The 26,007-nt window shown below is 34.1% G+C and carries 24 protein-coding genes and 2 tRNA genes; 15 read left to right on the top strand and 11 right to left on the bottom strand.

Features of this window, described 5'->3' with window-relative positions; translation table 11 throughout:
• Nucleotides 1-10 precede the first annotated feature (10 nt).
• The gene (locus ACOOWA_RS13810; protein WP_421376049.1) at nucleotides 11-2,488 is read right to left on the bottom strand and encodes a TonB-dependent receptor domain-containing protein; all 2,478 of its coding nucleotides are present in this window, start codon (nucleotides 2,486-2,488) and stop codon (nucleotides 11-13) included.
• A 187-nt stretch (nucleotides 2,489-2,675) separates the two neighbouring features.
• Here ACOOWA_RS13810 and ACOOWA_RS13805 point away from each other — a divergent pair, with 187 nt between their 5' ends.
• From ACOOWA_RS13805 to ACOOWA_RS13755, 11 genes are all read left to right on the top strand, one after another.
• Nucleotides 2,676-3,353 (top strand): response regulator, encoded by a 678-nt coding sequence (locus ACOOWA_RS13805; protein ID WP_267266776.1) that lies wholly within the window; start codon nucleotides 2,676-2,678, stop codon nucleotides 3,351-3,353.
• 45 nt (nucleotides 3,354-3,398) lie between these two features.
• Nucleotides 3,399-4,430, top strand: coding sequence for a sensor histidine kinase (locus ACOOWA_RS13800; protein WP_421376047.1), 1,032 nt, complete (start codon nucleotides 3,399-3,401; stop codon nucleotides 4,428-4,430).
• A gap of 131 nt (nucleotides 4,431-4,561) precedes the next feature.
• On the top strand, nucleotides 4,562-5,158 hold the full coding sequence (locus tag ACOOWA_RS13795; protein WP_421376046.1) for an IS1096 element passenger TnpR family protein: 597 nt from the start codon (nucleotides 4,562-4,564) through the stop codon (nucleotides 5,156-5,158).
• Nucleotides 5,159-5,437: 279 nt separating this feature from the next.
• Nucleotides 5,438-6,706 carry an alpha-amylase family glycosyl hydrolase gene (locus ACOOWA_RS13790; protein ID WP_421376044.1) on the top strand — a complete coding sequence of 423 codons (1,269 nt, stop codon included), beginning with the start codon at nucleotides 5,438-5,440 and terminating at the stop codon, nucleotides 6,704-6,706.
• 129 nt (nucleotides 6,707-6,835) lie between these two features.
• On the top strand, nucleotides 6,836-7,276 hold the full coding sequence (locus tag ACOOWA_RS13785) for a hypothetical protein (protein WP_421376042.1): 441 nt from the start codon (nucleotides 6,836-6,838) through the stop codon (nucleotides 7,274-7,276).
• A 48-nt stretch (nucleotides 7,277-7,324) separates the two neighbouring features.
• Complete coding sequence (locus tag ACOOWA_RS13780; RefSeq protein ID WP_421376040.1) at nucleotides 7,325-8,119, top strand: thymidylate synthase; 795 nt, start codon at nucleotides 7,325-7,327, stop codon at nucleotides 8,117-8,119.
• Between the two features lie 43 nt (nucleotides 8,120-8,162).
• Nucleotides 8,163-8,387 carry a hypothetical protein gene (locus ACOOWA_RS13775; RefSeq protein WP_421376039.1) on the top strand — a complete coding sequence of 75 codons (225 nt, stop codon included), beginning with the start codon at nucleotides 8,163-8,165 and terminating at the stop codon, nucleotides 8,385-8,387.
• The gene (locus ACOOWA_RS13770; RefSeq protein WP_421376037.1) at nucleotides 8,387-8,668 is read left to right on the top strand and encodes a hypothetical protein; all 282 of its coding nucleotides are present in this window, start codon (nucleotides 8,387-8,389) and stop codon (nucleotides 8,666-8,668) included. The genes ACOOWA_RS13775 and ACOOWA_RS13770 overlap by 1 nt, the downstream gene beginning before the upstream one ends.
• A gap of 71 nt (nucleotides 8,669-8,739) precedes the next feature.
• Nucleotides 8,740-8,958 carry a hypothetical protein gene (locus ACOOWA_RS13765; protein WP_421376035.1) on the top strand — a complete coding sequence of 73 codons (219 nt, stop codon included), beginning with the start codon at nucleotides 8,740-8,742 and terminating at the stop codon, nucleotides 8,956-8,958.
• Between the two features lie 69 nt (nucleotides 8,959-9,027).
• Complete coding sequence (locus ACOOWA_RS13760) at nucleotides 9,028-11,538, top strand: M1 family metallopeptidase (protein ID WP_421376033.1); 2,511 nt, start codon at nucleotides 9,028-9,030, stop codon at nucleotides 11,536-11,538.
• A gap of 203 nt (nucleotides 11,539-11,741) precedes the next feature.
• Nucleotides 11,742-13,070 (top strand): hydroxymethylglutaryl-CoA synthase family protein, encoded by a 1,329-nt coding sequence (locus tag ACOOWA_RS13755; RefSeq protein WP_421376031.1) that lies wholly within the window; start codon nucleotides 11,742-11,744, stop codon nucleotides 13,068-13,070.
• 91 nt (nucleotides 13,071-13,161) lie between these two features.
• Here the strand turns inward: ACOOWA_RS13755 and ACOOWA_RS13750 are convergent, their stop codons facing one another.
• Nucleotides 13,162-14,361, bottom strand: a complete 1,200-nt coding sequence (locus tag ACOOWA_RS13750) for a dicarboxylate/amino acid:cation symporter (protein WP_421376029.1) — start codon at nucleotides 14,359-14,361, stop codon at nucleotides 13,162-13,164.
• A gap of 93 nt (nucleotides 14,362-14,454) precedes the next feature.
• Here ACOOWA_RS13750 and ACOOWA_RS13745 point away from each other — a divergent pair, with 93 nt between their 5' ends.
• The 3 genes from ACOOWA_RS13745 to ACOOWA_RS13735 all read left to right on the top strand — a co-directional run bounded on the left by ACOOWA_RS13745 (nucleotide 14,455) and on the right by ACOOWA_RS13735 (nucleotide 16,343).
• Nucleotides 14,455-15,378 (top strand): DnaJ C-terminal domain-containing protein, encoded by a 924-nt coding sequence (locus ACOOWA_RS13745; protein WP_421376027.1) that lies wholly within the window; start codon nucleotides 14,455-14,457, stop codon nucleotides 15,376-15,378.
• 2 nt (nucleotides 15,379-15,380) lie between these two features.
• Nucleotides 15,381-15,683, top strand: a complete 303-nt coding sequence (locus ACOOWA_RS13740; protein ID WP_421376025.1) for a chaperone modulator CbpM — start codon at nucleotides 15,381-15,383, stop codon at nucleotides 15,681-15,683.
• A gap of 129 nt (nucleotides 15,684-15,812) precedes the next feature.
• Nucleotides 15,813-16,343, top strand: a complete 531-nt coding sequence (locus ACOOWA_RS13735) for a hypothetical protein (protein WP_421376024.1) — start codon at nucleotides 15,813-15,815, stop codon at nucleotides 16,341-16,343.
• A gap of 53 nt (nucleotides 16,344-16,396) precedes the next feature.
• On the opposite strand, the gene ACOOWA_RS13730 is transcribed toward ACOOWA_RS13735, so the two are convergent.
• Nucleotides 16,397-17,380: a PLP-dependent cysteine synthase family protein gene (locus ACOOWA_RS13730; RefSeq protein WP_421376023.1), complete on the bottom strand. Its 984-nt coding sequence runs from the start codon at nucleotides 17,378-17,380 to the stop codon at nucleotides 16,397-16,399.
• Nucleotides 17,381-17,728: 348 nt separating this feature from the next.
• Entirely contained in the window at nucleotides 17,729-18,958 is a 1,230-nt protein-coding gene (locus ACOOWA_RS13725) for an ABC transporter permease (protein WP_421376021.1), read from the bottom strand.
• A 4-nt stretch (nucleotides 18,959-18,962) separates the two neighbouring features.
• On the opposite strand from ACOOWA_RS13725, the gene ACOOWA_RS13720 reads away from it, so the two are divergent.
• The gene (locus ACOOWA_RS13720; RefSeq protein WP_421376020.1) at nucleotides 18,963-20,159 is read left to right on the top strand and encodes an exo-beta-N-acetylmuramidase NamZ domain-containing protein; all 1,197 of its coding nucleotides are present in this window, start codon (nucleotides 18,963-18,965) and stop codon (nucleotides 20,157-20,159) included.
• 102 nt (nucleotides 20,160-20,261) lie between these two features.
• Here ACOOWA_RS13720 and ACOOWA_RS13715 read toward each other — a convergent pair whose 3' ends face one another.
• From ACOOWA_RS13715 to ACOOWA_RS13685, 7 genes are all read right to left on the bottom strand, one after another.
• Complete coding sequence (locus ACOOWA_RS13715) at nucleotides 20,262-20,468, bottom strand: hypothetical protein (RefSeq protein WP_421376018.1); 207 nt, start codon at nucleotides 20,466-20,468, stop codon at nucleotides 20,262-20,264.
• Between the two features lies 1 nt (nucleotide 20,469).
• A complete protein-coding gene (locus tag ACOOWA_RS13710) occupies nucleotides 20,470-21,120 on the bottom strand; it encodes a DUF3575 domain-containing protein (RefSeq protein WP_421376016.1) in 651 nt (216 codons plus the stop codon).
• Between the two features lie 11 nt (nucleotides 21,121-21,131).
• On the bottom strand, nucleotides 21,132-22,310 hold the full coding sequence (locus ACOOWA_RS13705) for a thioredoxin family protein (protein WP_421376014.1): 1,179 nt from the start codon (nucleotides 22,308-22,310) through the stop codon (nucleotides 21,132-21,134).
• Nucleotides 22,311-22,422: 112 nt separating this feature from the next.
• Nucleotides 22,423-22,495: transfer RNA gene (locus ACOOWA_RS13700), tRNA-Phe, on the bottom strand.
• Between the two features lie 63 nt (nucleotides 22,496-22,558).
• Nucleotides 22,559-22,631: transfer RNA gene (locus tag ACOOWA_RS13695), tRNA-Phe, on the bottom strand.
• A 97-nt stretch (nucleotides 22,632-22,728) separates the two neighbouring features.
• Nucleotides 22,729-24,570, bottom strand: coding sequence for a lysophospholipid acyltransferase family protein (locus ACOOWA_RS13690; protein ID WP_421376012.1), 1,842 nt, complete (start codon nucleotides 24,568-24,570; stop codon nucleotides 22,729-22,731).
• A gap of 22 nt (nucleotides 24,571-24,592) precedes the next feature.
• Complete coding sequence (locus ACOOWA_RS13685) at nucleotides 24,593-25,831, bottom strand: aspartate kinase (RefSeq protein WP_421376011.1); 1,239 nt, start codon at nucleotides 25,829-25,831, stop codon at nucleotides 24,593-24,595.
• Between the last annotated feature and the right edge of the window lie 176 nt (nucleotides 25,832-26,007).

Here is a 26,007-nt window from a genome sequence, read left to right as displayed (position 1 = left end):
TTTCTATTTTTTAAAATTTATAAGATAAGTTTAGTCCCACTTGACGACCTTTTGTGTAATCTTTGTGAGTAAAAATTCCGGCTTTGTTTTCCTGCTGTATTCTGAAATCCGGATTTAGTAGGTTTTTAGCTGAAACGCCAATTCCGATATTGTTTAAGGTGAAGTTTAAATTCAGATCAAGGATGTCTCTTGCCATTTCGTAGAAGTTACCACCATCGTTGGTTCCGATTGAGTAAAGGTTTTTACCCACACGAGAATAAGAAACTACAAAATCAAGACTGTTTACATTGTTATTCCATTTATAGTTGTATCCTACATTGGCATTTGCGATAAAATCTGCAACACCCTGAATATCATCTTTTGTTTGTCCGCTGAACTGTGCAAGTGTTCCCTCGTTTTCTTTTGCTAATTCTGTTTCACTCTTCAATTCCTGTTCAGAATGCATATAAGTTCCGTTCAAGAATGTATAAATTTTAGAATTGCTCCAAGAGTAGATATCTTTTCTGAATTCTACTTCAGCTCCGGCGATATAACCCCAGTTTGCAATATTGAAGTAAGTCATATCACTTGGTGCCGCTGTAGAATATGTAGTTCTTGCGATAGGATTTTGAATGTATTTTCCGAAAGCTGTAACTGAAATTAATTCACCCGATTTAGGGAAGATTTCGTATTTTAAATCTACATTGTAATTATCTGAAGGATATAATGAAGCGTTACCATAGTTATTACTTGTTACATCATAATATGCAATAGGAATAATTTCTTTTGGCTGAGGTAGTGTATATGTTTTTGAGAAAGATAATCTTAAATTCTGTTTGTCATTAAGAGTATATTTTGCATTGAAGGCAGGCAAGAACTTATTATAAGTTTTATTTTTCTTTTTTACTTCACCATTTGTTAAAACATCCGTCCAAGCTGTTTGCATATCGATGAAGTCATAACGTGCACCTAATTGTACCACAAACTTATCAGAGAATGTCACATCTACGTTAGCAAGTCCCGATTGAGTATTTTGCTTGATTGTATAATAGAATGGCGTGAAAAGTTTATCACTCGGTTGGAAAGTTTGGTAACTAAACAAACTGTTGTTTCCTGCATTGATGAAACCATCAATGTTATTAGGATCTACAGCGGTAATGAAATTAAAGTTCATACCAATCGTTGTATTATCAAATCTTCTGTCTTTGTAAGATCCGTCGTAACCCACGGTAACTTTTACGTTTTCAAAAGTTTTTGTAAGATTTGCGTGTCCTAAAAAAGTATTGTCTTTTAACTCATCAAAATATCTGTGGTTATTGATAGCACTTCCTGCAAGCAGATTCAGGTTTTCAGCATCTATGGTATTTTGAAGACGATCTGGTCTTTTGCTGTTTAGCATATTGTATCCTACAGCCCAATCTCCGGTCCAGGTTTCTCCAAGTTTGTGGGTTCCGAATAACTGGTTGATCCAAGTATCAGTGATTTTATTGTCTCCTCTATTAATAATCACATTTCTTGCAACATCATAAGAATATCCTCTATAAATCTTTGCTGTCTGAGAAGATGAATGAATATAATTTGAAGTGAAGTTAATTTTATGATTGCTGTTTATCTTATATGCTAAATTAATTAATCCTGTAGTGTTTGTTTTGTAAGCCGAACGCTCTACATCTTTATAATCTTTATTTGGAGTTCCGTCAGCGAAAAAGAATCCTTCGCTACCTTTACTGAATTCATAACTGTTCTCAAACCCTGCATAAGCAAATACTGAAATTTTACCGAAGCTAGCTCCACCCTCAATATTCAAATCAGAATTAAAAGGATTTTCAGCATTTTTGAAATTCCATTTAGATGTAAATGGGTATGTCTGGTAAGGATTTCCTTTTATAAAAGTCGTTTCTTTAAATCCAAAGAAACCAGGTGCGCCATCCTGAAGTTTAAAATCTTTTTTGTCGTAAGTCTGCAAGTTTATGCTACTTCCCAATCCGATTCTGAAGTAAGGTTTTCCAGAATGTTCTTTAGAAACAATATTTACGTTTGCTCCACCAAAATCACCAAGAAACTTAGGATTATATACTTTATCTAAAGAGATATATTCAACCATTGAAGTTTTAAAAATTTCAAGATTGATATTTTTGAATTCAGGATCATCAGAAGGAATTGTAAGTCCGTTAAGCGTAGTACTATTATATCTATCGCCTAATCCTCTTACAAAAATCTGCCCGCTACCTTCCTGTTTTTGTGTGCCGGTAGCTTTTGTTACTGCAGTGGCAGCATCGCCTACACCTTGTTTTGCTAACTGTACAGATCCAACTCTTTCAATAACTTCTACAGATTTTTTCTGCATGTTGATCAAATTGGCTTCGGTACCTTTTTTTGTAGAACCTTTAATGATAACACCTTCAATTTTCTTTTCGTTTTTTACAGTGTCATTTTTTTCTTGAGCGTACATCAAAGTTCCTGTTGTGGTAAGGAATAACGCAGCGATACTCAGTTTTCTAAAATTCATTTCTTTTTTACTAATTACTTTCGGTGCAAAGGAATAAAAGTTTAGTCGGGTAAATGGTTTAGGGAAATTTAAATTTTTCTTAACTAAATATTACGAAATGGAAATTATTGTTAACTTTATGTGAACGATAGCCTTTGTGTTAATCCGTCATTCAAAAATTGTTAACTTTGAACCGTAAAAATTGAAAATGAACCAAAAGAAAATTCTTCTAATAGACGATGAACTCGATATTCTAGAGATTCTGTCTTACAATCTGGAAAAAGAAGGTTATGACATTTATACTGCTACAAACGGTAACGAAGGTATAGATAAAGCCAAAGAAATTATTCCAGATTTGATCTTATTAGATGTTATGATGCCCGAAAAAGACGGTATCGAAACTTGTCAGGAACTCAGAAAAATAAAAGAACTTCAAAAATCTCTTATTGTTTTTCTTTCGGCAAGAAGCGAAGAGTTTTCTCAGTTGGCTGGCTTTCAGGCAGGAGCAAACGATTATATTGTAAAGCTTATCAAACCGAAAATTCTTATTTCTAAAGTTAATGCATTGCTTCAGCTGACTTCTCAGGTCTCTGATAATGCTAAGTTAATCGAAATTGGCGATTTGGTGATTGATAAAGACAATTTCCGCGTTTCAAAAAGCGGTCAGCAGTTTTTGTTGCCTAAAAAAGAGTTCGATTTATTGTATCTTTTGGCTTCAAACACCGAGAAAGTTTTCAAAAGAGAAGAAATTCTTGAAAAAGTCTGGGGAAATGACGTTATTGTTGGTGAAAGAACAATCGATGTACACATCCGCAGACTGAGAGAAAAACTTGGTATCAATACCATTCAGACTTTAAAAGGAATCGGATATAAACTGATCGTTTAATTTCAGAATTCCTACCTTTACATTCAACCCCAAAATGTTGTAAAATTGAAATTTTACAGACTTACCCTAGTTTCATCATGTCTCCTCACCTTAGTGATGTTTGTTTTAGTAATCATATTTGATTCGCTGAAAGATATTTATTACCATAGTTCGCAGTTTAAGATTGGTCTTTTTGTATGTATTGTTTTAATGTTTATCATTAATTATGTGGTTCTTGAACTGCTGTTTAATTATTATGCTAAAAAACAGGTCATTAAAATCTCAAAAATTCTTCCCGAAGAAATTGTTTACAGTGATCAGAATAATATTACACTGAAAGAATTGGGCGAAAGATTTTCTGATTTTAATCAACAGAAAGTCACCGAGATGGATATGATGAAAGAAATGGAAAGTTATCGTAAAGAATACATCGGAAATGTTTCGCACGAGCTGAAAACTCCTCTTTTTTCCATTCAGGGATATGTGGAAACTCTGGTCGATGGCGGAGTAGACAATATGACGATTCGTGATAAATATTTAGAAAGGATCGGAATTTCTGTTGAAAGATTGATTGCAATTGTAAATGATCTCGATATGATTAACCGTCTGGAAGCCGGAGAAATTAACCTCACCGTTTCAAAATTTGACGTTAATATCCTGATAAAAGAAATATTTGACCTTCTTGATCTGGAAGCCGAAAAAAACAATACCGTTCTGCAGCTTCAGACCTTACACAGCCAGATTTTTGTGGAGGCAGATAAACAAAAAGTTTCGCAGGTTTTTATTAATTTAATTTCAAACGCTATTCACTACGCCAATCGGCAGGAAGCCAAAGTCGTAGTGAAGACAAGTGTTCTCAGAAATAAAGTACTCATCGAAGTGATCGACAACGGAATGGGAATAAAAGCCGAACTTTTACCAAGAATTTTCGAAAGATTTTATCGCGTAGAAACAAGCCGAAGCCGAAGACAGGGCGGTTCTGGTTTGGGATTGGCAATCGTAAAACACATTCTGGAAGCTCATAATGAAAATATAACGGTAGAAAGCGTTTACCTGGAAGGTACAAAATTCAGTTTTATGCTCGAAAAAAGTAAATGATTTTGCGGAATGTAAGGAAAAAAAAGTTTCTAAAAAATCATTAAATATTTTTTTGTAAAATCTCATTTATTATATATTTGCAACAAGAATTTATCATAATAAATAAAGGTAAAAGTAATTGAAATACTGATATGGTTTATAAAATCCGTGTAATATTAGATACGAAAGAAGATATTTTCCGCGATGTAGAAATCAAAGGAAAACAAACACTCTGGAACTTACATTTGGGAATTAAAAGTGCATTCAATCTTAGTGGAGATGAGTTGTCTACCTTTAATCTTCTCGAGCAAGACGGTACTGTCGTGAAAAGCGTACCTCTTGAAGATATGAGTGATGATGGTGATGGCGAAATTATGTCAGATGTTTACATCGATGAAGCCTTCGAATCTGCAGGTGACAAAGCACAATTCCAGTACGGTTTTCTTGATCTTTGGGAGTTTTTCTGCGAATTGATAGAAGTTGTAGACGAAACGAAAGGCGTAAATTATCCGATCACGACTTACAGATTCGGAAATGCGCCTTTGAAAGCTCCTGTTAAAAGTGGCTCAGCTTCACCAAAAAACAAAAAATCTACAATGCCATTAATGGATGATGATTTTAGTTTTGATGATGATTTCGGTGGTGGAAGCGCCAATTTTGCAGATGAAGACGACGATTTTGATGACGAGGAAGAAGATGACTACAATGACGACGTTTTCGATGATGAAGACGACGACAACGAAAGATAAAATTAAAATATAGCCCTGAATAAACATTCAGGGTTTTTTGTTTTAATAAAATTTAAAACTCAATTCCTTATTTTTGTAGAAGATTTGAGCTTATTAGAGTTTAAATTGAAGTATTTCATCTCGCTGATTTTACAGATTAAGCTGATTTTTTATTTCATAATCTGCTAAATCTGTAAAATCAGCGAGAAGTTATATTTAATTTAATTATAAGACAGTTTTTAGATAAACCTTGATTTACGGAAAAGAAACTGTTTCAGCTATTTTAAAATGAAAAAGAATATGGATTTACCTCAAGACTGGAAACACACCACTAATATATACGAAGTCAACGTAAGACAATATACCAAAGAAGGCACTTTCAGAGCATTTGAAAAAGAAATGCCCCGTCTGAAAAATATGGGCGTAAAAACTTTGTGGTTTATGCCAATTACTCCTATTGCACAGCAAAATAAAAAAGGAAGTCTGGGAAGTCCTTATGCATCTTCAGATTTTACATCTGTCAACCCGGAATTCGGAACGATGGATGATTTTATACACTTGGTCAATAAAGCGCATCGGTTAGGTTTAAAAGTAATTATCGACTGGGTTGCGAATCATACAGGTTGGGATCATGTATGGACGAAAACCAATCCTGAATTTTATTTAAAAGAAAACGGCACTTTCAAAATGGCTTCCGGAATGGACGACATTATCGAATTGGACTATCAAAACAAAGAAATGCGTCAAAAAATGATTGATGCGATGAAATTTTGGATTGAAGAAACTAATATCGACGGTTTCAGGTGTGATCTGGCTTCTTGGGTGGAAGTTGATTTTTGGAAAGAAGCTCGACCGGAAGTCGAAAAAATAAAACCTCTTTTCTGGATCGGTGAGTTTGACGAATTGGAATGTCCGGAATACGGAAAAGTTTTCGATGCAAGTTATTCTTGGAAATGGATGCACAAATCTGCTGATTTTTATAAAAATAATGAACCGATAAGTGAATTGACAGATTTACTCAAACAATATTCTCAAATTGGAGATTCCTCAATGAGAGCATGGTTTACAACCAATCATGATGAAAATTCCTGGAACGGAACCGAATTTGAAAAATATGGCGATATTACAAAATCAATGGCGATATTTTCTGCAACCTGGAACGGAATTCCATTGTTATATTCAGGTCAGGAACTTCCCAATTTAAAAAGACTGGAGTTTTTCGAGAAAGATCCGATAGAATGGACGAATAATTATGAGATGGCTGATTTTTATAAAACTTTATTACATCTGAAATCTTCAAATCCTGCTTTAAGAGGCGGTGATTCGAATGTCGTTACTTTTCTTTTAAATACTTCTGCAAACGATAAAATTTTCGCTTACATCAGAAAATATAAGCAGAATGAAGTTTTAGCCGTATTAAATTTTTCAAAAGAAGAGGTTGAATTTACTATTGAAGATGAAAATGTATCCGGAGTTTTTATCAACGTTTTTGATAAAACAAAAAGAGATTTCAGCAACGATCAAAAATTCAGCTTCAGAGTTTCAGACTATGCAGTTTTTGAAAAATAATTTGAATAAAGATATGTGAGAAATTTTCTTCCGAGATAAAATCAAAATATATAGCTTTAAAACGATGAACAGAAGCGGACTTTAGTTCGCTTTTTAATTAATTCAGGAAGGCTTCAGCCAAAATGTAACATGAATAAATCTTCACTTATCGATAGTATTAAACTAAAACTCTCCGAAAAAATTAAAAATTTCGAAAAGCTCATTACCGAAACCAGAGCTTCAAGCAACGATACCAAAAGTTCGATGGGCGACAAATATGAAACGGGAAGAGAGATGCTTCAGCAGGAAATTAATAATCTTCAGGTTCAACTGAATGAAGTTTTAAAACAACGAGATTTTCTGAAAACGATTCTTTCAAAATCTTCTGAAAAAGCTGAGAAAGGAGCGATTGTAAAGACAGAAAGAGGGTTGTTTTTCATCTCTGTTTCTTTAGGAGAAATTACTTTCGAAAACAAAAAAATCATCTGTATTTCTCCGGAATCCCCATTGGCAAAAGCGATGAATGGAAAATATAAAAATGAAGTTTTTTCGTTGAATAATATCAATCAAAAAATTGAAATTATATGGTAATATTTACCGTATTTTTGTAAAATATTATAACATCTCATTTTTCCAGTAATGCAAAACTACCTCGATTTACTCCAGCATATTTTAGATAACGGAACCGATAAAACCGACAGAACAGGAACGGGAACACGCAGTGTTTTTGGTTACCAGCTGCGTTATGATTTATCGAAAGGCTTTCCTTTGGTAACGACTAAAAAAGTTCATTTGAAATCTATTATTTATGAATTGCTTTGGTTCATCAAAGGAGATACAAATACGAAATATCTTACAGATAATGGCGTTTCCATCTGGAACGAATGGGCAGATGAAAACGGAGATTTAGGTCCGGTTTACGGTGCACAATGGAGAAGTTGGAGCGGAGCAGACGGAAAAGTGGTTGATCAGTTTTCCGAAGTGATTGATCAAATCAAAAAAAATCCCGATTCCCGCAGATTGATAGTTTCCGCTTGGAACGCTGCCGAAATTCCGAATATGGCTTTGGCACCTTGTCACGCTTTGTTTCAGTTTTATGTCGCAGATGGAAAATTATCGCTTCAGTTGTACCAAAGAAGTGCAGATGTTTTCTTGGGCGTTCCATTCAATATTGCGAGTTATGCGCTTTTATTGATGATGGTTGCGCAGGTTACGGGTCTTGAAGTTGGAGATTATGTTCACACTTTTGGCGATGTTCATATTTATAATAATCATTTTGAGCAGGTCAACAAACAACTTTCAAGAGAAACGAGACCTTTACCAACAATGAAACTGAATCCTGAAATCAAAAATATTTTTGATTTTGATTTTGAAGATTTTACTTTAGAAAATTACGATCCGCATCCGGGAATTAAAGCGCCTGTTGCAATTTAAGTTTTTGTAATAAATTGATTAACTTTGATTAAAATTTGATGAGATGGAACTGACTGTAAAACTAGAAGACAATGCAGATGTTTCTTTATTGAAGAAAATTCTTGAGGAAATTAAGGGTATTAAAAGCGTAGAGATTTCTGAAAATGAAATAGATGATGAGAAATATAGAAGTCTTTTGAACCAAGTTTTAGAAAAAAGTATTGAGCAAGCGGACAATGGCAAAACAACAAAACTTACTCCCGAGCTATTGAATGATATTTTCAAATAATGGAAGTCAGGCTAACAGATATTGCCTTGATTTCATTACAAGAGATTTACGATTTCTTAAAACATAGATGGTCGCAAAAAGAGATTAAGGTAATGAGAAATGACATTGAAAAAGTTATTAAATATCCTTATTATCAAGATTCAAAGATTCAAACCGCTTTAATTGGGAAAAAGCAGGTAACAATATTTTTCAGACAAATTAATTCTCAAAAGATAGAAATTCTTTTATTTCATGCCAACAAAAAGAATCCAGAACTATTAAAAAGAATTCTAGATCTATAAAATCATATTGGTGAAGTTCGCAAACTTCACTTTTTTTGTAACTTTAAGGCCTAAATTCCTACTTATTCATTATGAAATCACTTAAAATTAATATTGAAGAAAATACCGATGTAGAAAAATTAAAAGAACTTTTACTTCAGGTAAAAGGAATTAATGATATTGAAATCATCGACGATGAAAATCCCGAAAGTGAACTGAAAAAAGCTTTCTCAAAAACAAAAGAACAGCTGAAAAAGGGCGATTATGAAACATTGGTCAACGATATTTTCAACATTCTAATCAAAAAATAATCTAAAAAAAATAAAAAAATAAGCTTCAGAATATTGAGATTCTGGTAGCCAAGTTTAAATACAATACTAATGAAAAAGGCCATATTATCGGTTGCAATACTTGGAGTTTTATTCTCCGCAAATGTATCTGCACAAACAGAAACTTCAGGAAGAGAAAAAGTCTACAGAGCAACTCATACTAAAGTTACTGAGCTTAAACACACCAAACTGAAAGTGAATTTTGATTATCAAAAAGAACAGATGAATGGTGAAGAATGGTTGACAGCTTCTCCGTATTTTTACTCTACCAACGAACTGATTCTCGATGCGAAAGGAATGCTGATTCATGAAGTGGCTTTAGACAATAATGGTAAAAAATCGCCTTTAAAATATGATTATAAAGATGATGTTTTAAAGATATATTTAGATAAAACTTACACGAAAAATCAGGATTATACAGCTTATATCAAATATACAGCACGTCCTAATGAAGTAAAACAAGAGGGAAGCAAAGCAATCAGTGATGCAAAAGGTCTTTATTTCATCAATGCTCAGGGTAAAGACACTGATAAACCTACACAAATCTGGACTCAGGGAGAAACTGAATCTTCTTCAGCCTGGTTTCCGACAATTGATAAACCGAATCAAAAGACAACACAGGAAATTTTCATGACCGTTCCGGATAAATATGTCACTCTTTCCAACGGAATTTTAAAAGAATCAAAAAAAGAATCCAACGGAGAAAGAACCGATCATTGGGTGATGGATAAAAGGCATTCAACGTACCTTTTCTTCATGGGAGTTGGTGAATATGCTGTGGTAAAAGACAAATGGAAAAACATTCCCGTAGATTATTATATAGAAAAGGAATACGAGCCGTATGCAAAACAGATTTACGGAAACACTCCCGAAATGATTGACTTTTTCTCTAAAAAGTTAGGTTACGATTATCCTTGGGCGAAATATTCCCAGATTTCTGGCAGAGATTATGTGAGCGGTGCGATGGAAAATACCACTGCAACGCTTCATGGAAGTGATATTCTTCAAAAACCGGGACAATTAATCGACGAAAATAAATGGGAAGACACGATTGCTCACGAATTGTTCCACCATTGGTTCGGAGATTTGGTGACGGCGGAAAGCTGGAGTAATTTAACGGTTAACGAATCTTTTGCAAATTACTCAGAATATCTTTGGAATGAATTTAAATATGGAAAAGATCAGGCAGATTATCATCAGATGGAAGATGTGAATCATTATATTCACAATCCGTCAGATTTTAAGAAAAACTTGGTAAGATTTGATTATGGTTCTCGTGAAGATGTTTTTGATCTGGTAACCTATCAGAAAGGAGGAGGAATTCTCCACATGTTAAGAAATTATTTGGGTGACGATGCATTCTTTGCAGGAATGAACGATTATCTTAAAACCAATGAATATAAAAATGCGGAAGCGCATCAGTTGAGGTTATCATTTGAAAAAGTTTCCGGTAAAGATTTAAACTGGTTTTTCAATCAATGGTATTTCGGCAGCGGAAATCCGAAATTGAATTATACAACTTCTTATGAACCCGTAAAAAAACAGGTTACGGTTACTTTGAATCAGTCTCAGGATTTACCATTCGAATTTCCTTTGGCAATTGATGTTTATGACAACGGAAAACCTAAAAGATATAATGTTTGGGCAAATGCCACGGCAAAAAATATATTCACTTTTGATTCATCTAAAAATCCTGATTTAATCAATATTAATTCGGATGGAATTTTGCTTGCGGATGTTACAGATTCTAAAACTCCTGAGCAGAATTTATTACAGTTTGCAGGTTCAAAAGAATTTAAAAGTAAATATATTGCTTTGAATGGTATTAAAGATCAGGTAGGAAAAAATCCTGCGGCTACAAAATTATTGGCTGCAGCTTTGAAAGATCCTTTCTTCAGAATAAGAATTAAGGCTTTGGAATTAATAGATCTAAGTATTCCGGAACAAATGAAAAATTTGGGTGCGGATGTAGAAAAATTAGCTTCAAATGATCCTAAAACACTAGTTCAGGGTGCTGCCATTGCGGCTTTAGCTAAAACTAAAGATAAAAAATACGTTTCTGTTTTTGAAAAAGGAATGAATGCAGTTTCCAACTCGGTAAAAATAAATTCACTGGCTGCAATTGTTGCTGTAGATCCTTCAAAAGTTAATATTGTAGCAGATAAAATTGATTTAGAAGGTGCTTCAGAAGAAATGTTGAATCAATTATTGCCGATTGTCGTTAAGAATAAAGTGACTTCCCAGATGGCAAATATTACTCCGGTTGCTGCTTTTTACCCTTTCATCAAATTCCAGAATCCTGAATTGGGGAAAGTAGCAGAAGAAGGATATAACTGGATCATGTCTTCAGATAATTTGAAAGCTACTGAAAATATTACAAAGATTTTAGATCAGGCTAAAGGACAAATGGGAGATAATCCTCAAGTAAAAATGATGATTAGCCAGATGTTAAAAGATGGTCTGAATAAGAAAATGGAACTTCTTAAACAAAATCCACAGAAAGCTTCAAGCATTAATCCCCAGATTGATGCTATTAATAAAGCAATTGAAAGCTTTAAATAAATAATATTATGAATGGCGGCTATTATTAAAATGACTGCTTATTTTAGCATTAAGATTAAAAATAGATATTCACAAATAATATCAGATTAAAGTAAAAAGCATCTCAAACGAGATGCTTTTTTAGAAATTTATTTGTTAAAAATTTGAATGATTTACAGTCTTTCTGCAACATCTTTCATAAATTAGTTTAAAATTTGACGATTATGGGTTTTGGAATTGAGGCAGCGAGTTATTATGTGCCATCTTTGTATTTGGAAATTAAAGATTTAGCAGAAAAAAGAGGAATTGAATCTGCAAAGCTGGAAAAAGGGTTGGGTTTACATAAAATGGGCTTGCCCGATGTACATGAAGACGCTGCAACATTTGCAGCAGAAGCATTATTAAAATTAATAAAAGATTATCATCTCAACCCGAAAGAAATTTCCCGTATTTATTTAGGTACAGAGAGCGCAATTGATGCAGCAAAACCAACGGCTACTTATACAATGGGCATGGTAGAAAAGGTTTTGGAAGCTGAGTTTGGCGAAAGATGTTTTAGAAACTGTGATGTTGTAGACATTACTTTTGCCTGTATCGGTGCTGTTGATGCACTTCACAATTGTCTTGATTTTGTGAGGGTAAATTCTGATAAAAAAGCAGTGGTAATTGCAAGTGACTATGCAAAATACGAATTGGCTTCCTCTGGTGAATATACGCAGGGTGGAGGCGCAGTCGCTTTATTGGTTTCTGCTAAACCTGATTTAATTGAAATTGAAAATAACTGGGGAATTTCTACAGAAGGTGTTTTTGATTTTTTCAAACCCAGAAGACATTTTAAAAAAGAAAATTTAGCAAACGCCCCCGAATCTTTTCCCGATAAAATAGAAATCTTTACAGATGAACCGGTTTTTGACGGACAATATTCCAACCAGTGTTATCAGGACAGAATAAGAGAAGCTTACCAACACTATGAGGAAGTTTCTGGTAAAACAAAGCCTTCAGATAACTGGAAATATATTATTTTCCATCTTCCGTATGCTTTTCACGGGAAAAGAGTTTTTACTGAAATTTACAGTTTAGAAAAAGGACTTTCCTATTCAAATGCAGAAGAGCAGAAAGGGGTCGCTAAATCTGAAAATTACATTCAGTTCATCAATAATAAAATTGAAAAAACGCAGCGTGCATCTTCTGAAATAGGTAATATGTACACTGCTTCAATTTTTATGGCTTTGCTTTCGGGACTGCAGACTTCTTTTAATGAAAATGAAGAATTATTCGGAGAGGAAATTGGTTTTGTTGCATACGGAAGCGGTTCAAAATCAAAAGTTTTTGCCGGAAAAATTTCTGAGAACTGGAAAAATGTGGTTTCAAAATGGAATTTATTTGATCATCTTCGCAAGCGTTTAGCAATCGATTTTGATACATACGAAAAACTCCACAGAAAGCAACTGCAGCATTCTGTCAATCCCGATTACAAAGGATTTGGTCTGGAATCTGTGGAACTGGAAAATCCTGTGTTGATTGGAGCAAGATATTACGTGTTTAAAGAATAAAATTAATAAAGAAAGCATCTCACGTAAGATGCTTTCTTTATTTTAAACATGAAATGAAGTGACATTTAAGCTTAAATTAAAATTTCATCAATCAGACCTTTACAAACCGGTTCACAAACATAGCTGCCACAATATCACCAACCGCATTTAAAACAGTTGCCAAAGGATCAACTAAAGTTCCTATGATAATAACTGCAGGAACAGCTTCCTGAGGTAAACTGTAAACCGAAATCATGAGCATTTCACCAATATATCCGCCATTAGGAATTCCGCCCGCTACAATGCTTACGAAAACAGTAATTCCTATAGCCAAAAGAAGATTTGATGGCTCAAAAAAATCTCTTCCGATAATCTGAAAAGCTACGTAAATCTTAATAATTGATGACATCGACGAGCCGTTTTTATGAAGTGTTGTTCCGATAGGGATCACCAGATTAGCAACCTGATTTGAGATTCCAATCTTCGATGCAGCTGCTAAATTGGAAGGCATCGTGGCAAAGCTGCTGCAGGTGCTTAATGCTGTCAAAGTGGGATAAACTGCATTTTTCCAAAAACTTTTGATTCCGTTTTGTCCGTTTGCCATGAAAGCATAAAGCGTGAAAAATGCAAAGAAGTAAATAATTCCTGCAACATAATATAAGCCGAGAGGTTTGGCATAAAACCCAAAAAGCTGAGGTCCTAAAGTTGCTACCTGATAAGCAAAATAAGCTCCCAAACCAATGGGTGCAATTTTCATAATCATTAAAAGAAGCTCTTTCATCACTTCGTATCCGGAAGCAATAAAAACCCGAAAGGGTGTTCCGTTTTCACCGGCTTTTCGGGTTGCAAATCCTGTAAGGAAAGCAAATATGAGTAAAGCCAGCATATTTCTTCTCGAAAATAACTCGGTAAATTCTCCTACCGTGAAAAAGCTTACAATTCTGTCACCCCAGTTTTCTTCTTGGGTAGCTTCAGCGATCTGTTCTGAGCTTCCCGAAATCGATGCGACAGGAAAAAAATAAACCGCAAAAATTGTGAAAACCGCAGCGATTAATATAAATAAAAGAAAAGTGAAAGACATAATAAGAAGAATTTTACCAAACTTAGAATCCTGTTCAAGAGAAGCGATCGAATTTGCGACTGCAAAGAATACCAAAGGAACTACACTTACAAAAAGAAGGTTAAGGAAAATATCACCTAAAGGTTTGATATAGGAAACAACTTCAGGTAAAAAGATTCCTACAAAACTTCCGACCGTGATTCCTAAAAGAAGCAGAAGGATTCCCGAATAATTTTTTAAAACTTCTTTCATGGCTGATTTTTATCAAAGATAGATTTTAATTTTTAATATATAAAGATGCTGTTTCGGTCTCAAATTTGTTGATTTTATTAAAATATCTTTTCTATGGCTTATATAGATTACTATACAATTTTAGGCGTAGACAAAAACGCAACCCAGGAAGATATCAAAAAAGCATATCGGAAGTTAGCAAGAAAACTGCATCCCGACCTCAATCCCGATGATAGGGATGCTGAAAGAAAATTCAAAGAATTGAATGAAGCCAATGAAGTTCTCAGTAATACGGAAAACCGTTCAAAATACGATAAATATGGTGAGAACTGGAAACATGGTGAAGAATACGAAAAAGCTCAGCGACAACAGAAACAATATCAAAACCAAAATCAGAGCAACAATTTCGGAGGTGGGTTTTCAGGTGCTGATTTTGGAGAAGGAGAAGATTTTTCAGATTTTTTCCAAAGTATGTTTGGTGGAAGTGAGGGTGGTTTCGGAAGAAGTTCAAGAGGCAGTGCTTCGGGAAAATTTAAAGGACAGGATGTTCATGCGGAATTAAATTTAAGCTTAAAAGATGCGGCAAAAACGCATCCTCAGACATTTGAAATTAATGGTAAAAAAGTAAGAATCACAATTCCGGCAGGAGTTTATGACGGTCAGCAGATTAAGTTGAAAGGTCACGGAAATCCAGGTTTCAATGGAGGTCCAAGCGGAGATTTATACATCACTTTTAATATTGCAGCTGACCAGGATTTTGAAAGAGTCGGAGATGACTTAAAAACTAAGGTTCTGATTGATTTGTATACCGCAGTTTTGGGAGGAGATATAAAGGTGAATACTTTGGATGGAAGTGTAAATCTTAAGGTAAAGCCGGAAACCCAAAACGGAACAACTGTAAGATTGAAAGGAAAAGGTTTTCCGGTTTATAAAAAAGACGGGGCATTTGGTGATTTATTCGTGACTTACGAAGTGAAATTACCAACAAATTTGACTGAAAAGCAAAAAGAACTTTTTGAACAGCTTAAAAATTCTTAGCCATGAATGAAAGAATATCGCGAGAAGAACTCGTAAGAATATATAATATTGAAATCAATTTTTTTGACGAACTGGTGAATTCAGGATTGTTGAAGATTCAGACTGATAATGAAATCCGTTATCTGATGTATGAAGATTTACCCAATTTTGAAAGATTTGCCAATTGGCATTACGATTTGGAAATCAACCTTCCCGGATTGGAAGTCATTCATGAAATGCTACAGAAAATGAATGATTTGCGGCAAAGAAACCGTGAACTGATGAACAGACTTTCTTCTATTGGAAGCTCTTATGAAGATGGATAATATTGTGGTTGAGGCTAAAGTTGATAAAGTCCTGAATAGACGATTTATTAAAGGGCAAGATAAAATCCTGTCAAAAGTATTTAATAAAGAAATCATAAAAAACTATCTTTACGGACAGAATTTGTTATTATGAATCAGAATCAGGATAAGATCATCAATTTGAATATCAACAGAAAAGATTTCGAAGAAGTTTATTTTACAGGAAATCAGGGAAGTTTGTTTTTCTCATCCACCACGAAAGGAAAAACCATTACTACGATGGTTGTAGGAGTGATTTTAGTTATCCTGTTTATTTTTAAAGATGATTTAAGCAAAGAAAAATTTGGAATTCTGTATTTCGTAAGCTTTCTGTTTCTGCTTTGTGCAGTTTATCTTTCTTTAGCAATCAATAAAGTTTCGAGATGGAGGAAAGAAGTTGTGGTTTATCTGAAAACCTTAGAAAATCCGGAAATCTATCAGATTCAGTTTAACAGTAAAGTCTTTAAGGTCAATTTGAATAACAAAAAGGAAACAAGTTTGTGGACGGAATTCAAATCTGCTGAAATCGACGAAAAGTTTATTTCTCTTGAAGGGAAATTCAATTATATGTTTCCGAAAAAATCGATGAATATGGCAGATTATAACACTCTCACAGAAGCTGTCAAAAAAAATATCAACTAAAAATAAAACTCAGAGTATTTGCTCTGAGTTTTATTTTTGTACTGAAAAGCTGATTAATCCAGCCAACCCATTTCTTTCATCCATTCATCGTTGTAGATCTTTCCAACATATCTTGACCCATGATCGTGCAGAAGTACTACAATCACATCGTCTTTTGTAAATTGATCTTTCATCTGAACCAAAGCCGCCATCGCACTTCCCGCAGAATATCCACAGAAAATACCCTCTTCTTTTGCGAGTTTTCTTGCATAGATTGCTCCGTCTTTATCGGTTACTTTTTCGAAATGATCGATGACAGACATATCGTAGTTTTCAGGAAGAATATCTTCACCAATTCCTTCTGTAATGTAGGTATAAGCATTTCCCAAATTGATTTCTCCTGTTTCATGAATCTCTTTTAAAATTGATCCGTAAGTATCAACTCCGATTATTTTGATATCTTTATTTTTCTCTTTGAAGAACATTCCACAACCTGTAATGGTACCTCCTGTTCCTGCTCCAACTAAAAAGTGAGTGAGTTTTCCGTCAGTTTGCTCCCAGATTTCAGGCGCAGTAGACTCGTAATGAGCCGTTCTGTTTGATAAATTGTCATATTGGTTTACGTACCATCCATTTTCCGTTTCTGTTGCCAGTCTTTTTGAAACTGAATAGTAAGAACGCGGATCTGTAGGTTTTACATCGGTCGGACAAACAATAACTTCTGCTCCAACAGCACGAAGAATGTCGCATTTTTCTTTAGATTGCTTAGCATTGGTAACAAAAATACATTTGTATCCTTTGATGATGGCTGCCAAAGCCAGTCCCATTCCTGTATTTCCCGAAGTTCCTTCGATGATGGTCCCACCGGGTTTTAATCTTCCGTCTTTTTCGGCGTCTTCGATCATTTTCAGCGCCATTCTGTCTTTTACCGAATTTCCGGGGTTGAAAGTTTCTACTTTTGCCAAAACCAAAGCCGGGAAATCTTCACCTAAGACATTGTTAATCTTTACAAGTGGTGTATTTCCTATGGTTTCGAGTATATTTTCTGCGTATTTCATATATGGTCTTTATTGTTGTTCTGCGCCCCAAATATACATTTTTCAGAATAATTCAGAATCTATGTGAATGATTAGATGTAATTTACTTTACGTGCGAATTTTGCAATATGCCAAAAATGTCAGTAAACAATCGGCAAATGTTTATTCAGTTTATTAGAAATATGATTTTTTAGGAGCTTAATCCCGCTTTCCGCTATATCTTTTTCGCCAACGCATTTTTCCAAAGCCATTTCAGAAAAAGGATGTCGCTGCAATCGGGGCTATGATTTATTGAGTTATAAATCAAAAGTTTAAAACAAGAGGAAAATCCACAAGTGAAGCCGATGACCATTCACCATTCACCATTCACTAATTATATTTAATCGCCTTCACCGGAGAAATTTTACTGATCAGATAACTCGGAATTACCAAAGCCATTCCCGAAATAATCAAAATTCCCACAGAAATTGAAACAATCAGCAGCGGATTAAGATCAACCGGAACAACGCTCACGTAATAATTGTCAGGATTTAGTTTAATAATTCCTGTACATTTTTGAATAAATAAAAGTCCAAGACCAATCAGATTTCCATATAAAAGACCGGGAACCATAATGATTAAAGTATAATTGATAAATGTCGCACGAATCTGTCCGTTGGTTGCGCCTAAAGTTTTAAGCAAACCTATTGAGTTGGTTCTTTCGATAATTAAAATCAGCAAAACCATGATGATATTAATGATAACTACCAAAAGCATAATGGATATGATGATTCCGATATTGGTGTCGAAAAGACCGATCCAGTCGTTGATTTGCGGATATTTATCGGTTGCTTTTTCAGCGTAATTTTTATATCCGATGAACTTTTCAACTTGTGGGAAATCTTCGTCAATATGATTGATATTTTTAAAGAAAATATCCAACCCACCGATTTGATCAGGACTCATATCCATAATTTTTCTTACATGATTGATGTCGCCGATCACAAACTGATCGTCAATCATCTTAATATCGGTTTTATAAATTCCGACAACTTCAAAATTCCTGTAAATAGGTTTTTGGTCTGCTTTTGAAAAAACGGTAACGATGCTGTCATTCACTTTCAAATGAAGATCACCGGCAATTTTTTCAGAAATCGCAACGCCATTGTTGTAACCTTCTCCATTAAAAAAAGGAGTTTTTCCGGCAATCAGAAATTTTTTGAATCTTAAACTGTCAAAATCTTTGTCAACACCTTTGAAAATGATTCCTGCAAAACTATGTTTGTTACGCATAATTCCCGTTACCATCGCATATTGCTGAACCGATGCAACATCCGGAAGGGCTTTTATATTTTTGATATCCAAACCGTCTTTATCAAGAACAGAAGTGTTGTAAGAAGAGTTGGATTTGGTAGATTTTACCGTAATGTGTCCGCTGAAATCTCCCAATCTTTCTTTAATAGCTTTTTTCGAACCCAATCCTGTGGAAACAGTAATCAGCGAAACGATGATTCCTAAAGCTACAGAAAGCCTGCCGATGAAGATGATCACCCGAGAAAGGTTATTTTTGTTATCTTTGGAAAACGCTATTTTTCGGGAGAAATATAATGGAAATTTCAAGCTTATGAATTTAAATTTCAAAATTAAAACATTCGTTCTTATTTGCCTAATTTTTTTAGGAGTATTCAGTCAATATTATTCTCAGACATCAGATAAAGATGGTTTTAAGACTGGTGCAGACCGACCGGAATTATACCTTCCGCTTCTAAAAAATAAAACTATTGGAATTGTAACCAACCAAACCGGTTTGTTGAAAGATAAAACGCATCTTGTTGATTTTTTAGTGAAAAACAATATAAAGATTAAAACAATTTTTGCTCCGGAACATGGTTTCAGAGGTGATGCAGATGCAGGAGAAAAAGTGAAGAATGGAGTAGATGTAAAAACAGGAATTCCTATCGTTTCACTTTACGGAAATAATAAAAAACCGAAGCCTGAACAATTGAAAGGGCTTGATATTGTTGTTTTTGATATTCAGGATGTTGGCGTGAGATTTTACACTTATATCTCAACATTAACCTATTTGATGGAAGCCGGAGCTGAAAATAATGTTGAAATTATGGTTTTAGACCGGCCAAATCCACACGACGGATATATTGACGGACCAGTGTTAAAGAAAAAATGGGAAAGCTTTGTCGGAATGCATGAAGTTCCTGTAATTTATGGTTTAACGATCGGCGAATATGGTAAAATGGTAAACGGAGAAAAATGGTTAAAAAACGGAGTCCAGCCTAAATATACTTTAGTTGAAATGCAGAATTATCACAAGAAAAAAAGGTATTCTATTTTAGATAAGCCTTCTCCGAACTTGCCGAATGATCAATCGATCAACTTATATCCAAGCTTATGTTTTTTTGAAGGAACTCAGGTTTCTGTAGGAAGAGGAACAGATTTGCCTTTTCAGATTTATGGCTCGCCCTGGACGAAAGATTTGCCTTATCAGTTTACACCAAAACCAAATTTCGGAGCAAAAGACCCGTTTTTGAATGGTAAATTATGTTATGGTGAAAATCTTTCCAATTATTCTAAAGATTTACGAGAACTAAATTTAGAGTGGCTGATTAAAGCCTATAAAAATTATAAAAATCCTGAACAGGATTTCTTCCTTAAAAATCTTTTCTTCGATAAATTGGCAGGAAGCGATGAATTGAGAAAACAAATCGTAGCCGGAAAATCAAAAAAAGAAATTACGTCTTCCTGGAAACCAGATTTAGATAAATTTGAGAAAATAAGAAAGAAATATATTACGTATCCAGATTAATAAGGTGAATTGTGAATGGTTAATTCATTGCGTTCGTGAATTTAAAATACTTCTATGAATTGACTGGCAAAGCTAAATTGACTATTCACAAGCACTATTATTTCAATCAAAATTCTGCGGCGGATTTTTATCATTTTTCCCTTTATTCAATATAAAAAGCCCGATTGATAGTCCGATAACTCCTGCAAAAGCAGTCATTAATGCACGCTCCAGTTTATCTGCTTCATGATTTCCCAAATAATTCATCAGAAAAAGTATTCCGAACGTAATAACCGATATAATGATGTGGTTTCTTCCTAGTAATTTCATATTATTTTATTCTGTAAGAGATCATTACTCCGCCTCTGTAAGGGATTATTTCTCCGCTTCTGTTGTATCCATCAGGTTTTTCATCATATCTTTTTCCTGATACTCCGTCGTAACCTTTGTAAAAATCCTGAGAAGTTCCTATCGTTCCGTAGAGATCCATTCTCCAGTTGTCTGATAACCTGAACTGATAGCCTGCTGTAATTCCGGCTAAAAAAGAATATCCTTTTTGATAAAGATTTGAGCTGGTATAAATTACATTTTCTTCATTTTTACTTTGATAAGGATTATCGTTCCAATAATTCCATTTCTGTAAAACAAAAGAAGAAACTCCTATATTAGCTCCTAAAAACCATCCGTTAAAAGCTTCTTTAAAGTAATATCGGCCTTCCAGTGATAACGAATAATACTGCAATTCATGGCCGGAAAAAGACTTCCATGGTGATATTAAAATATCTCCCTGCGCTGTTATATTTTTCGTTATCTGATGCTCTAAACCTAGATTAACAACACCTATTGGTATCAGCAAAGCATTTCCTTTTATATAAACTTTTTTTTCAGATTCAGGCTTAGTTTCTTCAGTCTGAACTTCCTGAGCATTAAAATTTGCTGTTGAAAATAAACTTAATAACGCAATAAAAATTTTATATTTCAAGATGTAAGTTTTTATTTAATTTGACTTAATAATTTTTCTGCTAAACTTGCATCTTTACCCGATTGAGTGGCAATGTTTTTTGATTGCTCAGCAAAATTTTTCGCTAAATCTCTACTTCCAAGATTAAAATAAATTTTGGCTAGAATGTAAGTGTTTTCTGAAGTTTCACTGCGCATTACAGATTTTTCTGCCCATTCTGCAGCTTTTTTAAGTGAAGATTGGGTTTTGATGTTATCTGAAAAAATCCATGCTGCTTTCAGAAGTTCATTGGGTTCGAAAGAATCTGGGTTTTTATAGTAATCCAGAGCTGCTTTTTCATATTCAGGAAAATTGGCATTTTGCTCGTAATATGCCAATTTGGTTTGATTAAGTTTTGTAATAGCAGCTTCTTTTCCTACTAAAGGTTCTGCTATTTTCAAAAAGTAAGCGTCATTGATTTTCTTATTCTTTTCGTCAATTGATTCCTGTACAACTTTTCCTAAAACCATTTGATTATTAAACTCATTGTAAGTTTCTTCAGGTAAAAATTTAATGATTTCGGTTTTTTGAGCTACAAATGTTTTGTAATTAGGATCTTCAGATGACTTCAAAAAATATAATAAAAGTCCAACTTCGTCTTTCGTTATTTCTTCGCCTTTCTTTTTATTTTCAAAATATCTTTCAGAAGCTTTCTTAGCAAATTCATAATCTGAGCTAGAATTAAGTTTCATGATATTAATTAAAAATTCAGGATCTTTTTCACCTTTTGCAAATCTTTCTTTGGAAGAACCTTCCTTAGAATTTACAGCATTTACATCCTGTACCATAGAAAGAAAAAGACCAGGCTCCATGTAACCGTAATTTTGAGAAATCAATTCGCCGTCACCATTTAGAAAAAGAAAAGTAGGGTAGGATCGGACCGAAAATTTTTGAGCAATCTCTCTTCCTTCGCCTTTCTCCATGTCGATTCTTGAGCTTACAAAGTTTTTATTGAAATAATCTCCGACCGATTTTTGAGTGAAAACGTTCTTGTCCATCATTTTACACGGGCCACACCAAACTGCATAAGCGTCTATAAATACAAGTTTTTTTTCTTTTTTTGCTCTCGCAAGAAGATCTTTAAAACTGCTTTGGTCAAACTTAATTCCTTCTTCCTGAGCAAAAATAAATAGGTTGATAAAAATAAATAATCCGGAGATAATCTTTTTCATTCGAAATAAATTTTGAATAGCGAAGATACTTATTTTTTGATTGTATATGAATAATGAAACAATTTTAAAAGAAATAAAACAAAAAACCACTCCTGAAAAAGAGTGGTTTAAGTGGTTTCTCCAGGAATCGAACCAGGGACACATGGATTTTCAATCCATTGCTCTACCAACTGAGCTAAGAAACCATTTGGTTTATTTTAAATCTTTCAACTTTTGAAAAGAAAACCGCCTAATGAAAGGCGGTTTTGTGGTTTCTCCAGGAATCGAACCAGGGACACATGGATTTTCAATCCATTGCTCTACCAACTGAGCTAAGAAACCGTTCTTTTTACTTCGTTGTTTTAAAGTGATGCAAAAGTAGGAAGTTTTGATATATGAAGCAAGTATTCATCAAAGTTTTTTCAATTTAAGTAAAAACCTACTGATTTTCAGTCTGATTATTTTCCTGCTCTTTTCTTATTTGTTCGCTCATTTCCTCTAAAACAGGCTTAATTGTACTTTCTGGAAGGTCACTTATTCTGATATACATCAAGCCATCAATCGCATCATTAAAGTTGGGATCTACATTGAATGCAATTACTTTTGCGTTTTGTTTGATGTATTTTTTGATTAAAACAGGCATTCTTAACTCCGGTTCCAAATCATCAATGATTTTATCTAATTTATTTAAATCCGATTCCATTTCATTCAGAAAAAGGTTTTTATCACGTTCTCTCAGCTTAACTTTATAATCATTTCTTGGTGTAATGTATTGAGCAACAGCAGAGTCGTAGTAATTTGAACGCATAAACTCGATCATTAATGACTTTGAAAATTCAGAGAACTTATTGGAAATACTCACTCCGCCCATCAGAAATTTATGGTCAGGATTTCTCAGGCAAACATGTACAATTCCACGCCATAAAAGGAAAAGAGGAAGTGGTTTCTGCTGATATTCTTCACAAATATAAGCTCTTCCCATTTCGATAACCTTCTTGAAAAACGGATGAATATCCTGTTCAAATTCAAATAAAGAACTTGTGTAAAAGCCTTTTATTCCGAACTTCTTCATCACATCTTTCCCTAATGCCATTCGGTAAGCTCCGGCTAATTTTTCGGCAGCATTATCCCAAAGAAATAAGTGATGATAATGCTTATCATATTCATCAAGATCAAACGGAAGATTGCTTCCTTCTCCCACTGCTCGGAAAGTCAGTTCTCGCTGCCTTCCGATTTCCCTCATAATGGAAGGAATTTCTTCGTACGGGGTGAAGTAAATCTCGTAATTTCCGTTGCTGAAGAGCATTCTGTCGGTTCCTTTTATTTTACTGATGTCTTTTAAAAGATCTTCTTTCGGAGTTTCATCAATAATATTCTGAACGATATTTTCCTCCTTTAATAATGGAAATTTTACCGAAAGATTTTTCAGATTAATCGCCTGAGCAAGAGATTTTCTTTTTTCATAGTAAGATTTCATCATATAAACCTTACGTTTCAGAAATTCTCCCAGTTCTTCAATGTTTTCCATGTCATCCATCACTTTTACGGTGATAGGTTTTCCTATTCTTATCCGGATAGGTTTTTCCCTGTCATTCATCATTTCTGCAGGAAGCATCAATGTCTGCAGATTAGGATGGATTTTTGCAACCTGATAAAATAAAGTACTGTTTTTAGCATGAAAATACATCGGAACTACCGGAACTTTAGCCATTTTAATAAGCTTTAAAGCCGGTTTTTCCCATTCTTTATCTAAAATTTCACTGTATGGATTATTTTTATTGGAAACTTCACCTGCAGGAAAAATTCCTACGCAACCGCCATTTTCCAAATGTTTAAGTGTTTCGCGCATTCCGGTTGAGCTGTTTCTTACTTCTTTTCGTCCTTCAAAAGGATTTACCGGAATGACATAAGGTTCCATCGGTTTAATTTTCTCTAAGAGAAAATTTCCCATGACCTTAAAATCAGGGCGGACTTCTGACAAAATTTTACACATCAAAATACCGTCAATTGCACCTAGCGGATGATTTGAGACTAAAATAAATGGTCCTGTTTTTGGAATTTTTGCTAAATCCTCCTCAAAAGCGATGTAACTTAAATTTCGCTCTCTTACAAATGAATCGAAAAAGTCTTTACCTTCCTTGTCTTTTAATTTATCATAAAGCCTGTTGACCTGATTGATTTTTGCAACGCTCATTACAGCAGAAGCCACAGGATTTTTCAGGAAACCTATTTTGTTTAAGCCGGAAGCTTTGATTAAATCGTTTTTCGAAATTAAGCTCATGTGTTTTTAGTCGAAATTAGTTTTATTGTGTTACCATTTGCAGTGTATTTTTTGCAATCTGCTCCAATAATACACTTTTTCCCTGGTAAAATTTGTCGATGTTTTCTATTTTTGCATTCCTTACCGTAAATAAAGATACATTTTTTATTACATCGGTCTTAAAAACTTTTTGAAGCTCATCGTTCAACTCATCTACTTTATTAAATTTATCTTCGAGACATAATTCTAAAGAAATTGCAGAATTTTGCATTAAAGAAACTTTAATTTTATATTTAGCTAAATTGTTGAAAATTAAACTCATATGATCTTCCGCAATAAATGAGAAGTCTCTTGTTGAAATCTTCAATAAAGTTTGGTGTTCTTTTAATATATAAGATTCCTCACTTTGGTTTTTATCAGAAGAACCTACTTTTGTTCCGTCTTTTGTAGGATCTACGAAAGACTTCACATAAAAAGGAATATTTTTTTGCTGAAGAGGCTGCAAGGTTTTCGGGTGAATTACACTTGCTCCGTAATAAGCCATTTCAATGGCTTCTTCGTAAGAAATGTTTGACAAAAGACTTACATCATCAAATTTTCTGGGATCTCCGGTCATAACTCCGGGAACGTCTTTCCAGATTGTCATCGCTTCAGCATTTAGACAATAGGCAAAAATTGCCGCCGAATAATCCGAACCTTCTCTTCCTAAAGTTACCGTAAAATTATTATCATCCGAACCAATGAAACCTTGGGTTACGTAGCAAATTGCAGGATTCAGATTTGAAATAAACTCTTCCGTTTTTTGCCAATTTACAACTCCATCTCTGTAAGAATCGTCAGTTTTAATGTAATCTCTTGCGTCTAACCATTGATTGGCAAACTGAATATCATTCAAATACTCACTTACAATTTTAGTGGAGATCATTTCACCACAACTTACCACCTGATCGTAAACAAAATTATAGTTAGGAGACTTATTTCTTCTTAAAAAAGAATCAATATCATCAAAAAATACATTGATTTCTGCAAAAACAGCATGGTTTTCAGCGAAAAGTCCCTGGGCAATTTCGATGTGTTTCTGTTTTATGTCTTCAATTTCGGTTTGATAGTTGTCTTTCTTAAAATACATTTCTACCACTTTTTCCAGCGCATTTGTGGTTTTACCCATCGCTGAAATTACAAGCAGACATTTCTCAAAGCCTTGACTTTGAAGAACCATAGAAACATTTTTTACACTTTCGGCGTCTTTTACAGAAGCCCCACCAAACTTGAAAATTTTCATTAAAGTATTAAAAATAAAATTGTTAGATTATCGAAATTTTTAAGATGTCAAAATTATAAATTTACACCGAGATATGAAATAGGCAATGACTGCGATATAATTAAGATTTTATTAAAATCAAAATTTACATCTAAATAATGTTTTTACTGTAATGATTTGGGAGCTATTTACTCGTT

The sequence above is a fragment of the Chryseobacterium sp. GP-SGM7 genome, assembly GCF_049166575.1.
Taxonomy (GTDB): Bacteria; Bacteroidota; Bacteroidia; order Flavobacteriales; family Weeksellaceae; genus Chryseobacterium.
This window is presented reverse-complemented; position numbering and strand designations above follow the sequence as displayed.

Bases quoted from the DNA above. Each gene is read 5' to 3' on its own strand.
- ACOOWA_RS13810 (WP_421376049.1), bottom strand. From the start codon at position 2,488: ATGAATTTTAGAAAACTGAGTATCGCTGCGTTATTCCTTACCACAACA.
- ACOOWA_RS13805 (WP_267266776.1), top strand. From the start codon at position 2,676: ATGAACCAAAAGAAAATTCTTCTAATAGACGATGAACTCGATATTCTA.
- ACOOWA_RS13795 (WP_421376046.1), top strand. From the start codon at position 4,562: ATGGTTTATAAAATCCGTGTAATATTAGATACGAAAGAAGATATTTTC.
- ACOOWA_RS13790 (WP_421376044.1), top strand. From the start codon at position 5,438: ATGGATTTACCTCAAGACTGGAAACACACCACTAATATATACGAAGTC.
- ACOOWA_RS13785 (WP_421376042.1), top strand. From the start codon at position 6,836: ATGAATAAATCTTCACTTATCGATAGTATTAAACTAAAACTCTCCGAA.
- ACOOWA_RS13780 (WP_421376040.1), top strand. From the start codon at position 7,325: ATGCAAAACTACCTCGATTTACTCCAGCATATTTTAGATAACGGAACC.
- ACOOWA_RS13775 (WP_421376039.1), top strand. From the start codon at position 8,163: ATGGAACTGACTGTAAAACTAGAAGACAATGCAGATGTTTCTTTATTG.
- ACOOWA_RS13770 (WP_421376037.1), top strand. From the start codon at position 8,387: ATGGAAGTCAGGCTAACAGATATTGCCTTGATTTCATTACAAGAGATT.
- ACOOWA_RS13765 (WP_421376035.1), top strand. From the start codon at position 8,740: ATGAAATCACTTAAAATTAATATTGAAGAAAATACCGATGTAGAAAAA.
- ACOOWA_RS13760 (WP_421376033.1), top strand. From the start codon at position 9,028: ATGAAAAAGGCCATATTATCGGTTGCAATACTTGGAGTTTTATTCTCC.
- ACOOWA_RS13755 (WP_421376031.1), top strand. From the start codon at position 11,742: ATGGGTTTTGGAATTGAGGCAGCGAGTTATTATGTGCCATCTTTGTAT.
- ACOOWA_RS13750 (WP_421376029.1), bottom strand. From the start codon at position 14,361: ATGAAAGAAGTTTTAAAAAATTATTCGGGAATCCTTCTGCTTCTTTTA.
- ACOOWA_RS13745 (WP_421376027.1), top strand. From the start codon at position 14,455: ATGGCTTATATAGATTACTATACAATTTTAGGCGTAGACAAAAACGCA.
- ACOOWA_RS13740 (WP_421376025.1), top strand. From the start codon at position 15,381: ATGAATGAAAGAATATCGCGAGAAGAACTCGTAAGAATATATAATATT.
- ACOOWA_RS13735 (WP_421376024.1), top strand. From the start codon at position 15,813: ATGAATCAGAATCAGGATAAGATCATCAATTTGAATATCAACAGAAAA.
- ACOOWA_RS13730 (WP_421376023.1), bottom strand. From the start codon at position 17,380: ATGAAATACGCAGAAAATATACTCGAAACCATAGGAAATACACCACTT.
- ACOOWA_RS13720 (WP_421376020.1), top strand. From the start codon at position 18,963: ATGAATTTAAATTTCAAAATTAAAACATTCGTTCTTATTTGCCTAATT.
- ACOOWA_RS13715 (WP_421376018.1), bottom strand. From the start codon at position 20,468: ATGAAATTACTAGGAAGAAACCACATCATTATATCGGTTATTACGTTC.
- ACOOWA_RS13705 (WP_421376014.1), bottom strand. From the start codon at position 22,310: ATGAAAAAGATTATCTCCGGATTATTTATTTTTATCAACCTATTTATT.
- ACOOWA_RS13690 (WP_421376012.1), bottom strand. From the start codon at position 24,570: ATGAGCTTAATTTCGAAAAACGATTTAATCAAAGCTTCCGGCTTAAAC.
- ACOOWA_RS13685 (WP_421376011.1), bottom strand. From the start codon at position 25,831: ATGAAAATTTTCAAGTTTGGTGGGGCTTCTGTAAAAGACGCCGAAAGT.